Origin of the sequence: Arenibacter troitsensis (assembly GCF_900177645.1) — a bacterium.
Classification (GTDB): domain Bacteria; phylum Bacteroidota; class Bacteroidia; order Flavobacteriales; family Flavobacteriaceae; genus Arenibacter; species Arenibacter troitsensis.
On sequence record NZ_FXAO01000006.1, the window covers coordinates 116287 to 131233 of the forward strand.

Below are 14947 nucleotides of genomic sequence, written 5' to 3' on the forward strand. Positions count from 1 at the left end.
AATGCCTAAATTGAAAAACCCCGACCAATTGTCGGGGTTTTTGTGTAATCATATGCTACTGGTGCTAAAGTTTTAACTTTCCTGAAGGATAGCTAAATTGGTAGGTACCCGAGCCCAATTCCAATTGTACACCTTCATCCGTTTGCTTCAATGTTTTTAACAAATCTGATTTCAGCTTGCTGTTATTGATCAGAATGCTATCCGGGGTGGCTTTTGGTAAAGTAACACTGGCCGTGGTATTGGACGGAATCACAACTTCATAATGAAATTTTCCATCCTTAATTTCCCAAGCGGATTTTATTTTTCCGTAAAGGGACAAAAATTCAGCATCTGCAGAAGTCAAACCTCCACCTGGGTGCGGGTCAAAAATGATATGCTTGTATCCCGGGTTCTTAGGGTCAATTCTTAATCCGCCCACATGGGTATATAGCCATTCCCCAATAGCGCCGTACGAATAGTGATTAAAGCTGTTCATGCCCTCTATAATGGTGCCATCGGGTTTCTGCGTATCCCAACGCTCCCAAATGGTAGTGGCTCCCATCGTAATGGGATAAAGCCAAGAAGGGAATTCCTTTCTATTTAACAACATAAAGGCCAAATCGTCGCGACCTATTTTAGAGAGTGTAGTACAGAGTAAGGGGGTACCTAAAAATCCAGTGGTCAAGTGGCCGAATTTCTCTATATCCGCTGCAAAATATGCCGCCGATTTTTCAATTAAACCTTCAGGAATCAAATCGAAGGAAATGGCCATGGCATAAGCCGTTTGCGTATGGGATACCAAGCGACCGTTGGGGGTAATATACTCTTGTATAAAGGCTTTCTTTATATTTACGGCCTGTTCCTTATACTTGCCTACATCTTCCGTTTTACCAATAATGGCGGCTATTTTGGCTAAAAGTGTTGTGGAATAATAGGCATAGGCGGTCGCGATCAAATCTTTCTCGGTAACCGAACCATTGTAATCGGGCTTATCCGCGTTATAGGCCAACCAATCGCCCCAGTGCCAGTGCTTGGGGTCGTTCCATAGGTAATCTTCACCTGATTTTACGGCCATAAAATTTACCCAGGCTTTCATACTTTCATATTGTTCTTCCAAAATTCTTTTGTCGCCATAGGATTGGTATACGGTCCATGGAATAATTACGGCAGCATCGGCCCATCCGGTGGCCCCACCTTGGGCACTTACGCCTTCACCTCCAGTAAGTATATCCGGAACTACATTGGTTACCGACCCGTTTTCGTGTTGGTCCAGGGCTAAATCTTTTAGCCACTTGATATAAAAGGCGGCCACATCAAAATTATAGGCAGCGGTCATACTAAATACCTGGGCATCCCCTGTCCAACCCGCCCGTTCATCGCGTTGAGGACAATCGGTAGGGATATCCAAGAAATTATCTTTTTGCCCCCATTGAATATTGCTTTGTAGTTGATTGATCATAGGGTCTGAGGTCGTAAAGCTTCCAGTAGGAGCAATATCGGAATGAATGACTATCCCCGTAATATCATCCAGACTTAAGGTGCCCGGGTAATCTATTACCTGAATATATCGGAATCCGTGGGATGTAAAATGGGGTTCAAATATTTCCTCTCCATCACCTTTCAAGGTGTAAATGTCGGTCGCCTCAGCGGCACGGAGGTTCTTGGTATAAAAGTTACCATCTTTATCCAGTACTTCGGCAAATTTTAGGGTAACACGGTCACCTTTGTTACCTCTTACCCGCATTCGTGCCCATCCAACAATATTCTGACCTAGATCCAATACAATTTCCCCTTTAGGGGTCGTAATCAACTTTTTGGGTTTAATTTCCTCAATGGCCTTTACAGGAGGACCTTGGGGAGCCACCAATATTTCCTTGGAATGGTCAAGGATTTGGACCTTTGTCCACTTGTTGTCATCAAATCCACTTTGGGCCCAACCGTCCATTTCAAGTCGGGCATCATATTTCTCCCCGTTGTACATATCAGATTCCAAAATGGGGCCATAGGAAGCCTTCCAATCCCCGTTGCTCACAATGGTCTCATTGGTACCATCGGTATAATTGATGTTAAGCTGTACCAATAATGCAAGTTGTTTACCATAAAAGGCATAGTCGCCTTTCCAACCAATATTACCGCGGTACCAACCATCTCCCACAATGGCTCCTATAGCGTTATTGCCTTGTAACATTTCAGTTACATCATAGGTTTGATACTGAAGCCTTTTATTATAAGTGGTATATCCTGGAGTAAAAAGATCGTTGCCCACTTTTTCCCCGTTCAAATATAATTCGTAGACACCTAAGGAAGTAACCTGGACTTTGGCAGATTTAATTGCTTTTTTGGTTTTGAACTCAGTTCTAAAATACTGGGAAGGATGCGATTTCTTTTCAGTGGTAATATCGTCCATGGCAATATATGATGCCGTCCATAGTGACCTATCCAAAATACCCATTTCCCAAAACGCTGGGCTACTCCAAGAGGTAGCACGGTTTTTATTGTCCCAGATCCTTACCTGCCAATATACGCGTTGCATGGAGGTAAGCGCAGGTCCGCCATAAACCACATTCACAGATTGGTCGCTTTCAACTTTTTGCGAAGACCAGATAAGATTTTTTCCGCTTTCCAGATCTTTCTTAGAATTGGCCACCCTAATTTCGTAGGCGGTTTGCATTAAATTTCGTTCGCCCGAATTTAATTGCCAACCCAACCTTGGTTTAAGCACATCAATCCCTATGGGGTTTATTTTATATTCGGTGACCAGGTTTATTAATTCTGCCTTCTTCATCGAAAAAGAAGTGATTATACATAGAAGAAGTATAAGTGTAACTCGTTGAATTGTTGTTCTCAAGATAGTAATTGTTTAGTAGTTGATATTATTATAAAAGTACCTATAGGCCAAGGCAAGTGCATCCTGCTCTATCCTGTCCTTTTACCACTTTAGATCAGAATGAATGGGCCGAAAGACCCCATACATAACTGGGTTTGGGAATATTTATTGAGGCGCTCCAATAACCTTTATCGGGCTACCGTCCGATCCGCTGGTCCTGGCTTTATTCTCTACAAAATAGGGTTGAAAGGTATAGGATGAATTTGGATCCCATTGCACGTTGGTTTTGGGCAAGTACCTTTTTAGCCGCTCTATTTCCTTTCGATATTCGGGATTTTCAGCTTGATTGGCGAATTCGTTCTTATCGTATCTATGATCATAAAACTCTTCTCCCCCATCTTCATATTGGATGTAACGGAACTTATCGGATTTTACGGTATGATTGTTCATTCCAAATGTCGTTATGGCCACATAAGTTTCGTCCATTTCTTTATCCTGCATTAAAGGCACTAAACTTATACCCTCATTTCTTTCATAGGCAGGTAACCCACATAATTCCAAAAGGGTTGGGTAAATGGAAAGCATTTCTACCGGTGTATCCATTATCTTACCCTTTGGCAATTGGGGCGCAGCGAAAAATAGCGGTGCATTGGTAGCGGAATTCCACAGGGCATGCTTGGCGAAGGTGCCCTTCTCTCCTAATCGATATCCATGATCGGACCATAGGACAATAACCGTATTATCTGCATAACTACTATTATCCAAGGCATCTATCAATCTACCTATTTCATTATCCACATAACTAATGCAGGCCAAATAGGCCTGGATAATCTTAGGCCATTCCCCACTTTCAATGGCCCATTCCGTAGAGGGCATCATGGGCAGATCATTGATCTGTAGCGCAATTGGGGGAACATCGTTAAGATCATCCTTCCTATATGGCCTTGTTTTTATGCTATCCAGCGGATGCATATCGAACCATTTTTGAGGAACATACAAGGGTACATGTACCCGTAAAAAACCGATTCCCATAAAAAAAGGTTTGTTATACTTTCTATTCAGGCGTTCGGCTACCCAGTCCACCGATTTATGATCGGGCATTAAAGAATCGGCTTCGGGAAAAGCTCCCCAATCCGTACTCGTTCTTCCATATTTTTCCCTGTCAGCTGTACCGTAACCGTCCCAAACCAAACGCTCCTTAGGATATGGTCCAAAACCCTTTACCCTGCCACCGGATTCTTCCAAAACACCTTCGGGAGCATGGTCATGAAACAATTTTCCAATACCCATGGTATGGTATCCGTTGTTCCCGAAGTATTCAGGCAGCATAATAATGTCCTTGGTCGCCGGGTTTTCCGAGCGAATCTTATTATCGTCGATCATACCATAAATCCCTGTGGTAGAAGGGCGCAGGCCTGTCATTAAGGAGGCTCTTGAAGGGCCGCACAAAGGTGCCTGACAATGGGCGTCGGAAAACATAATGCCCCTAGCAGCCAGTTTATCCAGGTTGGGGGTCTTTGTATTGGAATACCTATCCAAAACCCCTAACATGTTGTTGAGATCATCCACCGCAATGAAAAGTACATTGGGGTGTTCTTTTTTTAGGATTTCACCTATTTTATCTCCTTCCTTACAGGCGTTCAAAAGAAGTAAACCCAGCAAAAAAATTATATAAACTCCATTTTTCATTTATCGATCGAATATGTTTATGTCGGTCGCTTAAGAAACTTCAATACTTATTTCTACTTCCTTTGTGGTTTCTTCAAAAAAGGCCATGATTGGAATGGCCTCTGCGCCAGGCACCATATTGAATGATCTTTCCCTTGGAATTCCTTTTATGGTCAAAGGAACATTGGCCTTGATGCTCACTTGCCCTTCGGGTTTTTGAACAGTAATTTCGTTCGGGTTAGGTTGAAGAACCTTCTCCCCTGTAGGCGATATTATGGGAAGTACGAATGCCGTTTTTTCTTTTATGGGTTGGGCAGTTTTTGCAGTAATCCGCATTACATCCTTTGAACAAGTATAGGTCAGTTCAAAATCTGATGCAGTTTCAGTGACCGCTTCATTTTCTGTGTTCTTGAGTTGTGCTTTTGCATTTAACCGTATTTCCCCCTCGGTATCTCCGGAGGTCACGGTTGCCGCCCTATCAAATATATTGCTGTACCACACATCGTCCTTAAATGTTTCCACACGGGGGGTAAAGGCAAAATCTTCCCCGGGGTTCGGTTGCTGATTATAGGGTTCCACCAATTTATAAATGGCCATACTTGCCGCGCACAACAGTCCTACCCTGTTATGGTACAGTACCGACAAGGCCCCACCGGTTGCTTGTCTATAATGTCCATCTTTATAAATGGCATCATAGGCAGTGACCGTTCCACGCCAATCGCCACGGGCGAAAAGATTGGTATCCAATTCGGGAAAATACTTTATTCCATCGGCTGTGGTTCTGGGCAAGGGTGCTGTAGTATTTATTTCGGGTAGGTGATCCCAATGGTCGAGCATAACGGCCAAATTTTTGGAGTGGGAAAAAGTATGGTGCACACAGGGTTTTATACCATGGGATAGATAATGGATACCGCCATGCAACAGGCCGTCGGCCGTGCAACGACGCAACAGTTGCGTGCTTTTTACCGCAGCCGTACCCAATGCCGGATTTTTGTGCGCCATCATTCCGAAGGCAGGCTGACATCCGTCCGTAGTGCGACTTCCCCAATAAGACCATTTAAATTGACGGGTACCCCAACTATTGTCCCAGCCCCCATCAGGCAACATAAATTCCAAATGGCTATTCAAGGATTTGGTGATCAGGTTCAATAGTTCTTCATCATTTACATGTAAGGCATACATGACCAGACTATTCAGGGACTCTTCCACATTATACCCCAGATCAACTGCCGGCAATCCTTTGGCACTTCTTTTATCACTAGGTTTCCCTTCTCCGAACAATAGACGGTTTGGTTCTGTAAAATAAGCCTTTAGCTCCTCGGCCAACTCCTTGCTACGCTTTATATAGCTGTCATTATTAAGTACCCTTCCAATTAGGTTAAGCCCGTAAACGGCAGTGGCCGGATAGTTTATATTGGTGAACGATATAGTAAACTTCTCATAAATAAATTCGGCCGCTTGGCCCAAACGATCTTTCCAATGTTCATATCTAGCATCATCCAATAGATCGCTGTAATAATGCAGGGCTTCGGCAAGGGCTATGGCTCCAAAAATAGTGGTACCGTTCCACGATTTGGGGTCCAGGCCATTGGACCAACTTCCATCCGGAAGGCTAACGTTCCTCTCCCATTCAAAAGCAGCTATTCCTGCCTCCAGATACTTCTTTTCACCCGTAGCCTTAGCCATATGTAAGAAAGGGTAAACGGCATCCATACTCCGTGCATGAACCACATCACAGGCAGGGCATTTCAACATTCCGTGTACCTTGGTATCACTGGGATCCAAAATCTGAACACGGATCATTCCATCGCACCAGTCCTTTAGCAGGTCGAAGGTCAGCTTCTTAAATTCCGCAGAATGTGTAGGCTCCGTTTTATGGCTACATGAATTTAGCCATGAGGCCATGGGGAGCGTCAAACCTATTCCACCTATTGTTGAGAGTTGTATAAATGCCTTGCGTTCCATCTGCTCTATTTAATTATTTAGCTCCATTTATGTTCTAGGGGATGGTTGGTAAATCCTCCTTTATTTGCCGCCAACCATTTTGTAAATTTCAGAACCGGCACTTAAAAAGGCACCTGTTCCGTACACCTCGGTTTTATCCGGACTTGCATTTCCCGGTTCGGCGCCAATGGGTTGTACATAGCCCAACATGCCCTTGTCATTTACATAACTTGCCATGGCATTCCACCCTTTAACCACTGCCTTTTTGTACTTAGTTCCTTTTAATATTCCATTATTGATGCCCCATGTCAGACCATACACAAAGAATGAAGAACCACTTGTTTCTGGAGTAGGGTAGAATTTTTGGCCCAATAAGCTCATTGCCCAATGCCCCTCTGGAGTCTGTAGTTCAAGAAGTTTTATGGACATTTTATTGTAAATATCCAGGAAGTATTCATATTCCTTGGTTTGCGGTTTTAGATTGGATAGAATATCTGCTAGACCGGCATATACCCAGCCATTTCCACGTCCCCAAAATATTTTGGTTCCCTGATCCAATTTTCCTTTAAATCTTTCATCCCTATAGTAAAGATGTTCCTCGGCATCAAATAAGAATTCGGTAGTAGCCTTGTACTCCTCCAACATAAAGTCCAAATATTTCTGTTCCCCTGTAATATTATAAAGATCGGCCCAAACAGGAGGCGACATAAAAAGAGCATCACACCAATTCCATCGATCTTGATGATAAGGGCTTCCCCAGTTTAATTTAGTGTTCGCCGGATGGTGCATAAGAAAGCCAAACTGTTCTATAGTAGGCTCCAACATTTCTTCTTCACCATATTTTCTGTAGAGGGCAGCATACATGCGGCCAACGGCATGATCATCCGCATGATACTTTCGTTCGTGCAATTGCCAATTGTTTTGGTTGCCTATTCCTTTTAACCAATTAAAGTAGGTGTCATCATTGGCCATTTGGGCCCATTTGGCCATACCAACATAAAGGGCTGCATTGGTCCAATGCAGTGGATGGTGTGGTTTTTTATTACTGTAACTGTCATTGATATGGTCCATTTGCCAATCGGAGACCTTTTTCATTATGTTTCTTACCTCCTGTGGTTTTATGTCCTGTGCAAAGCATAAATGACCTAACAATAAAGAAATGAGCAGTAATTGAAATGTTTTCATGTAGTCTTTTTAAGTGATTGATTATCTTGAATTAATTGAGCCTTATCCTTCCATAAGATCTCGGAATATCAATAAGAATGTCCTTTACAATTTTAGTGGACTTTCTCCGAAATTGTATCCTGTAGTGTCCTGTGTATATTGGTTATGAAAACAAAATTTATATCTCGTCAAAAAGGCCATAAAGGTTGTCTTGGAGAGCTTCATACCTTGGCCGGTACAAAAGCAACTATAACTGTTCATCATACAGTAAAATGGAATCAAGATTCCGAAAAATTGAACAAAACAATCAGAACCATATGAAAGGTTGATGCTGAATGTCCACATGTAAATTGGACACAGGCAGACCTATATTTTGTTAATGTTAGTGCTATTCATCTAACCAAGGGCAATCTAGTCATGGCCCTTTCCACTCCAAAAACTAGTGATGGAAAAAAATTGGATACCGGTCAAACACAACTGCAATCTGAAGGTGCAGAATGTTTTATAAAAGACATCCACTTTAGTCCTAATTTAAAAATTCCAGATTGGATTAAAAAAGAGGCGGAGTTCAAATTGTAATCAGAACTCCGATTTACCATAAACCAAATAGGTACATAAGATGAATTTATTTAATAAAAATGCTTGGCCTTTAGTAATTTATTACTTACTAGGAATACTGCTGGATGGTTGCCTAACTGGACCCAAGAATAGTGAAAAGGAAATTGCAATATTAACCGCGATCGAATTACCTGAGCGAGTCACCATTTTGTAGTTGGTTAGGTAATGGATACCAACCATTTAGGATATTGCGTTGGCGCGATGAAGGCAACTTGTATAGCATTAATCACTTTAATTTAGGATAAACAAAGACACTGAAAAATTGAATGATTATAATTTCGATCCGCGTGTGATATATAATTTGGCCTGTGCCCCATCTTAAGGTGACAAATTGTAAGAATTGCAAGCCTAATTGGACCGTTGGATTACAGAAATTGCAGATCAACCAAACCTTCCGGAAAGAGAATTGATTGCCCAGTTATGAAATGGGGCTGAAACCCAGCCAATAACAACAGAACCCGACATTACATCCGCCAACAATAAAATTACATCCGGCTGTACCACTGAAGGGCTTCAATAGGGTGTAAACTAATTGAAAAGGTCGGCGCTGATCCAAAAGTATGGTCTGTTTATCAAAAACCTTTTGAAATTCCAACGGGAAGTGTGGTGTATTCACGGGCTTATAGGATAGGATTTGTGCCTAGCTGGATTGTTAAGATGACAATTGATGTTTTCTAGTGAAGTATCAAACTCTTCTCATTAAAAATTGAAAAAATATTATGCAATAGTATTTGCATGAACCCTAAGAAAATTAAAATCCAATCCTCGTTTAGAAATGGAGACGGGCAATGGCAACCATCCAATCATATTGTTTCCTTTTAACTTTATAATGTTGGTTTGGCCCAATATTGATTACAAGGCTTTAAACTAGGCTCAAGGCTGAAAAGAATCGATAAGCTCTACTCAGGATTATAACATTTTGAATTAGTGCAATGTCCTTGCTTAACCCATTTATTTACAATATGGCCTTTACCACGTAATACCTTTATACTGCTGCCAAAAATTCATTAATTTTAATACAATTGGGTTTATTGTGCATCAGTAGATTAATAACAGTTCCATATTAAGTCCCAAATTATTGCAAACCATAGTGAAAAGCCATATTTTACCATTGCAAAAGCATCAGTTGATGATTCGTAACATGAAGCTGCATGTAGAATATATTTTTATCGTTTGGACCTAAATTTTGAGGATGTTTTATAACAATCTACATCGATTGATCTTAATTTTTGTGATAATGTCCACTTGCTCATGGGCTCAGACCGTCAATTTCCATTTTAAACATTTATCGGCTGTAGACGGACTCTCCAATAGTTCCGTTATAGCTATGGAACAAGACAAGTTGGGACAAATGTGGATAGGCACCCGAAATGGCCTGAACAAATATAATGGCACTCGATTTGATGTTTTCAAAAATGAACCTAGCGACTCTACCACTTTAAGCAATAGCGATATATTGTCTATCAAGGGAGATAGTGATGGATATATTTGGGTGGGCACATATAACGGACTCAATAGATATGATCCGGTAAAAAATATATTTAAGCGCTACTATCAAACTAAATCTCCCAATTCCCTTTGCAACAACGTAGTCATCTGTATTAAAGAAATGGATAATGGCGAAGTTTGGTTAGGAACTGCCAATGGAATTTCTGTATACGATAAGGCAAAGGAAGCTTTTAGGAACATTCCCTATGTGGAAGGTAACATATCGAGTCTTCCTTACAAGAATGTTCAACGTATTTTTGTGGATAGTAATAAGGATGTTTGGATTGGCACCTCTGGGGGATTGGCCAAATTAATTGGCAGAAATGGAGATCGGTTTGAGTTTGAACAATTTAAATGGGAAAATGACTCTCAAGATTTATTTATCCAAGATATTATTGAAACTACGCCAAACACCTTGGGATTAGCCACCAAATACAATGGATATATACTATTTGATACGGAACAAAAAAAATTCAAAATACCAAAGTACTCTGGAATACCCAATTCTACTGATGTCAGGGTACTACAACGTTCCAATGATGGCTCCATTTGGTTGGGCACAACCAATGGCATAAAAATTATTGACCCCGAAGGAAAGGTATGGGACGTTAAAAACAATCGCAATCAAACGGCAGGTTTGAGCCAAAATTTCATCAAATCCATTTTTAAGGATAAGAATGGTTCCATATGGGTAGGCACGTACAGTGGTGGCGTCAATATTTGGGACAAATCCAACGAAAACTTTGTCAACTTTACCAATAGCGAGATTAATAACAATGTGGTAACTGCTATTGTATCGGATGAAAATTCAAACCTATATTTTGGAACTGAAGGAGGCGACGTTACCATTCTAAATCCTAAAAAAAATACCATTGACATTCTAAACGTTACCAATACCAATGAATTTAGACCTAATAACATACAGACAATGTTACTTTCCGGTAAATCCATGCTGTGGGTGGGAGTGCTGAATTATGGGGTTTATGTGTATGATATTCGCACAAAGAAAATACAGAACAACACAATAACAGATGAACTATTAGAGTATGTACAAAACACTGGGGTGTATGCAATTAAGGAAGGCAATGATGGCATATATTGGCTAGGTACTTTTGGCAAGGGTCTGGTAAGATATGACCTAAAAAATAGGTCGTTCCGTGTGTTCGGCAAAACTTTGGGGGAAGAGCCAAAACTATCCACCAATATTATTAAGACCATACTAATTGATAAGTCTGGCAGTATTTGGGCAGGTGGACTTGGCGGACTCAATTTTATTCGTTTTAACGATGAAGGTTCCTACGACGTATCCTATTATTTTGTTGATGAGTTTTCAGGAGATGATATAAAGACCATATTCGAGGATAGTAATCATCAAATTTGGGTAGGTACTAAGACTATAGGCCTTCAAAAATTTAATGGCTCCACTTTTGAAAGGGTTACCCTGGACCAACAAAACCCAATTTCTACCATTTATACTATTATAGAAGATATTCAAGGCTATTTATGGTTAAGTTGTGATAGAGGAATAGTAAAGTACGATACCAAAAATAAAACTGCTGTAATCTATGACCAAAGGGATATATTGAGCACCAACGACTTTAGTCCAAACTCAGGTTTACGATCGGCGGGTTCCCGTATGTATTTTGGGGGAGCTGAAGGTGTTACTTCTTTTGACCCTGAGAAATTGGTAAGGAACACGTATTCCCCTAAGGTCATCCTATCCGATTTACAAATAAGGAATCAATCCGTACCAATTCAAGGTAACGAAGAGATTCTAGCCAAATCAATTACTTATTCCGAAGAAATAACCTTGAGTTATGACAACGCCAACTTTTCCATTAATTATGCCATACCAAATTTCATTAACCCTAACAATAACCAGTATGCCTACCGCCTTATAGGGCTCGATGATTCTTGGATCTATACCAATAAAACAGAAGCATTTTTTACCCTTCAAAAACCTGGTGATTATATGTTTGAAGTAAAAGGCGCCAATAATGATGGGGTATGGAACGAAGCTCCAACAACATTGAATATAACTGTAAAACCAGCCCCTTGGAAAAGCAATTGGGCTTATACCATATACGGTCTCCTGCTTGTATCGGCATTATATGGCCTATACACTATAATGAAGTCCAAAGCAAAATTGAAACAGGATCTACGATGGGAACAATTGGAAAACGAGCGTAAAGAAGAAACCAATAAGGCAAAATTGCAATTTTTCACCAATATCTCCCATGATTTTAGAACTCCCCTAACCTTGATTTCAGGCCCCTTGCAACAAATTCTGGCGGATTACAAAGGAAGCAGCATTATGTATAAAAAATTGTTGGTGATAGAAAGCAGTGCCAATCATTTGCTACAACTCATAAATAGACTGATGGATTTCAGAAAATTGGAAGATCACCAATCCAAATTACGGGCAGCAGAAGGTAATATTGTGAAATTTTTACAAGAAATATATTTGTCTTTTAGCGAATTTGCTCAAGACCAAGGCTATACATATACCCTGGATTGTTCACATGAACAGATATTGGTATATTATGACCGACCTAAGTTGGAACAGGTATTTTATAATTTGATTTCCAATGCATTTAAATTCTCCCCCCCAGGTGCAAAAATAGCAATAGAGGTAAAAAAAGACACAAATAATATTTACATTACAATTAAGGATACCGGAATTGGAATTAAAGAGGAATATAGAAATAAGGTTTTTGACCGTTTCTTTGATATCCCTTCAGATGACAATATTAAAAATGATTATAACAAAGGCACAGGCATTGGGCTTTCTATAGTTAAGAATATTATTGAACTACATAAGGGTTCAATAGTTGTAAAAAGCAATGAACCTCATGGCTCTATATTTGAGCTTACACTACCTGTGGGAAGGGAACATCTTTTGGAGGACGAAATTATATCCGATTTTAAATTTAGTGACGATATTGTCCAATACACCTCACAGTTATCCCCTAAAGAATTGGTTTTACAAGATTCTTTGGACAATATAATAGTAGACAAAGACTTGCCGGTCATACTGGTGGTTGAAGACAATGAACAACTTAGATCCTTCTTCAAAAACCTTTTAATAAAAGACTATAAAGTTCTGGAGGCGGAAAATGGCAAGGAGGGTTTAATTAAAGCCCAAAAACATATACCTGATTTAATAATTAGCGATGTTATAATGCCTGAAATGGTTGGTACCGAGCTTTGTGCCCAAATAAAACAAAACATAAGCACAAGTCATATTCCTGTCATCCTCCTCACTGCCAGGACTTCCTTAATATATAAGTTCGAAGGTTTGGAGAGTGGAGCTGACGATTACATAAGCAAGCCATTTAATATTGCGGAATTTAAGCTTAGGGTTAAAAACCTATTGGAGTCTACCCAAAGGCTCAAGGATAAGTTTTCTAGTGAAACTGGATTATTACCCAATGAATTAACGGTTTCTACATTGGACGAAAATTTGCTCAAAAAAGCAATGGATATCGTAGAGGAAAATATTGCAAACATAGAGTTTGACATTCCCTCATTTTGTAGGGAATTGGGAGTAAGTCGAACAATTTTATTTTCCAAAATCAAGGCGTGGACGAACTTCACTCCCAATGAGTTCATCAATGAAATACGATTAAAAAGAGCGGCCCTTTATTTGGAAAAATACGAAATGAACATTTCTGAGGTGAGCTATAAAGTTGGTTTTAGGGATCCCAAATACTTCAGTAAATGTTTCCAGAAAAAATATGGGGAGACACCTTCAAAATACGGTAAAAAATTCTCAAGAAATTATACGGAATAATTACGATTAGTTTTTAAAATCACTGAGTTGGACCGATCTAGAAGAATCCAAATAGTATGGCAATAAAACAAAATACTTCAAGTCCCAAATACTTACCCTTAAACTTTGCGCCTGGATCCTGTCCGATTTTTGTAGTGTTCGGGAAGATAATCGTTTAGCAAAAATCGGACAGGGCGCACTTGCTTAAGTAAATTTGGAACGGCATTTTTTTGATCCATGGCAATAACCGAGCGTTGGCAAGGATAAAGGCATGGGGCGTTTTTTCTAGGCCCCATGCTTTTATGAGCGGTCCTGAGGAGGTTGTAAAATCCAGAGGTTTTTCAACTTCCACAAGGATTGGATTTGTTTTACGGAATCATCCAATAGGGCAATTCTATTGCAATTCTTTTTCTATTTTTATTTTAAGCTTTTCGAACTCTTCAGGGCTCATGTCCAATTGTAACCTGGGCTTCCCAAATCTGCTCTTCACCAATTGTACCTTGTTCAAAAGGGTAATAAATTCTGCCCTGTTCTGCCTTAGGTCGCGTTTTAGATTGGTATATTCTCTTTCCATAACAAGCGCCTCCTCCACCTTTTTAAAAAACCTGTCCCTTTCTGGATCGTCTTGACGACCCTCCATCAACAAGGGAGCTTGTTTCCGTTTCTTTTGGGGGGAGTGTTCAAATAAAAGTTCTATCATGGCCTTTGTCGGAAGTACTCCATTCTTTTCCATATTCTTCATCATGGCCGCCATCGCATCAAACCTTTTCTTTATCAGGTTAGTTATGGTCCTCCCATTGGGACCAAGGGATTCCTTTGGTGAAATCTCGTTATAGAAAAAGAAATCCAACATCGTTTGCAGTGCCTCCGTATGGGTCTTGAAAAACCGTCTCGAGAACGTCTGGAACTGCTTTGCTGTATCTTTCTTAAAACGAATACCTATAAATGGTTTCATAATTTTCTGTTTTGTCGCAAATTCTCCCCTAAAAATGGGCGTTTACATGCCGTTTGTCTCAAATTTTTCCAGATCTAGAAGTAAAATAATTTTCAATTCATTGAAAATCAATAACTTATATATTGTAACGTGGCCTTGGCCCGTTACCCTCTTGCTATTCCTTTGCTCCGTTTCACTTCGCAGCGGAAGACCTTCTTTAAAACTTCAAAAAAGCTTCTCTCTAGTTATAATTTTTTTAATGCCCTTTCTAATCGGTCCGTTCGTTCCAAAAGGTCATTTTTTTTCTTTCACCAGCTATTTTCTTCGACTCGGGCCGTTCAACTTTAACCGGTCGAACATCCTTACGGACCTATCCGAGATCTGTGTCCCGTATCGGTCTCCTATCTGGGAAAAGCTCAAATTGGTCTTGATATGAGTTTTTATCCCAAGGTTTTCAAAGTTCCGCTTGTATTTGAACAGGGTCTAAAAACCAGCAACCCTTTTTTAAGCGAAATGTTCTACACTTTTTGAAATTCGGCACATTGGTTCCGAT

Annotated in this window: 6 protein-coding genes; 1 reads left to right on the top strand and 5 read right to left on the bottom strand. The window is 40.2% G+C overall.

Annotated features, from left to right (window positions below; genetic code table 11):
- Nucleotides 1-64: 64 nt before the first annotated feature.
- The 4 genes from B9Y87_RS14500 to B9Y87_RS14515 all read right to left on the bottom strand — a co-directional run bounded on the left by B9Y87_RS14500 (nucleotide 65) and on the right by B9Y87_RS14515 (nucleotide 7603).
- Nucleotides 65-2764 carry a glycoside hydrolase family 78 protein gene (locus tag B9Y87_RS14500; protein ID WP_085499698.1) on the bottom strand — a complete coding sequence of 900 codons (2700 nt, stop codon included), beginning with the start codon at nucleotides 2762-2764 and terminating at the stop codon, nucleotides 65-67.
- 207 nt (nucleotides 2765-2971) lie between these two features.
- The gene (locus B9Y87_RS14505; protein ID WP_085499699.1) at nucleotides 2972-4495 is read right to left on the bottom strand and encodes a sulfatase; all 1524 of its coding nucleotides are present in this window, start codon (nucleotides 4493-4495) and stop codon (nucleotides 2972-2974) included.
- A 30-nt stretch (nucleotides 4496-4525) separates the two neighbouring features.
- The gene (locus B9Y87_RS14510; protein ID WP_085499700.1) at nucleotides 4526-6439 is read right to left on the bottom strand and encodes an ulvan lysase-like protein; all 1914 of its coding nucleotides are present in this window, start codon (nucleotides 6437-6439) and stop codon (nucleotides 4526-4528) included.
- Between the two features lie 60 nt (nucleotides 6440-6499).
- Entirely contained in the window at nucleotides 6500-7603 is a 1104-nt protein-coding gene (locus B9Y87_RS14515) for a glycoside hydrolase family 88/105 protein (RefSeq protein WP_085499701.1), read from the bottom strand.
- A 1834-nt stretch (nucleotides 7604-9437) separates the two neighbouring features.
- On the opposite strand from B9Y87_RS14515, the gene B9Y87_RS14520 reads away from it, so the two are divergent.
- Nucleotides 9438-13481 (top strand): hybrid sensor histidine kinase/response regulator, encoded by a 4044-nt coding sequence (locus tag B9Y87_RS14520; protein WP_245808719.1) that lies wholly within the window; start codon nucleotides 9438-9440, stop codon nucleotides 13479-13481.
- 373 nt (nucleotides 13482-13854) lie between these two features.
- Here B9Y87_RS14520 and B9Y87_RS21970 read toward each other — a convergent pair whose 3' ends face one another.
- On the bottom strand, nucleotides 13855-14415 hold the full coding sequence (locus tag B9Y87_RS21970; RefSeq protein WP_176225642.1) for a BfmA/BtgA family mobilization protein: 561 nt from the start codon (nucleotides 14413-14415) through the stop codon (nucleotides 13855-13857).
- Nucleotides 14416-14947: the final 532 nt, after the last annotated feature.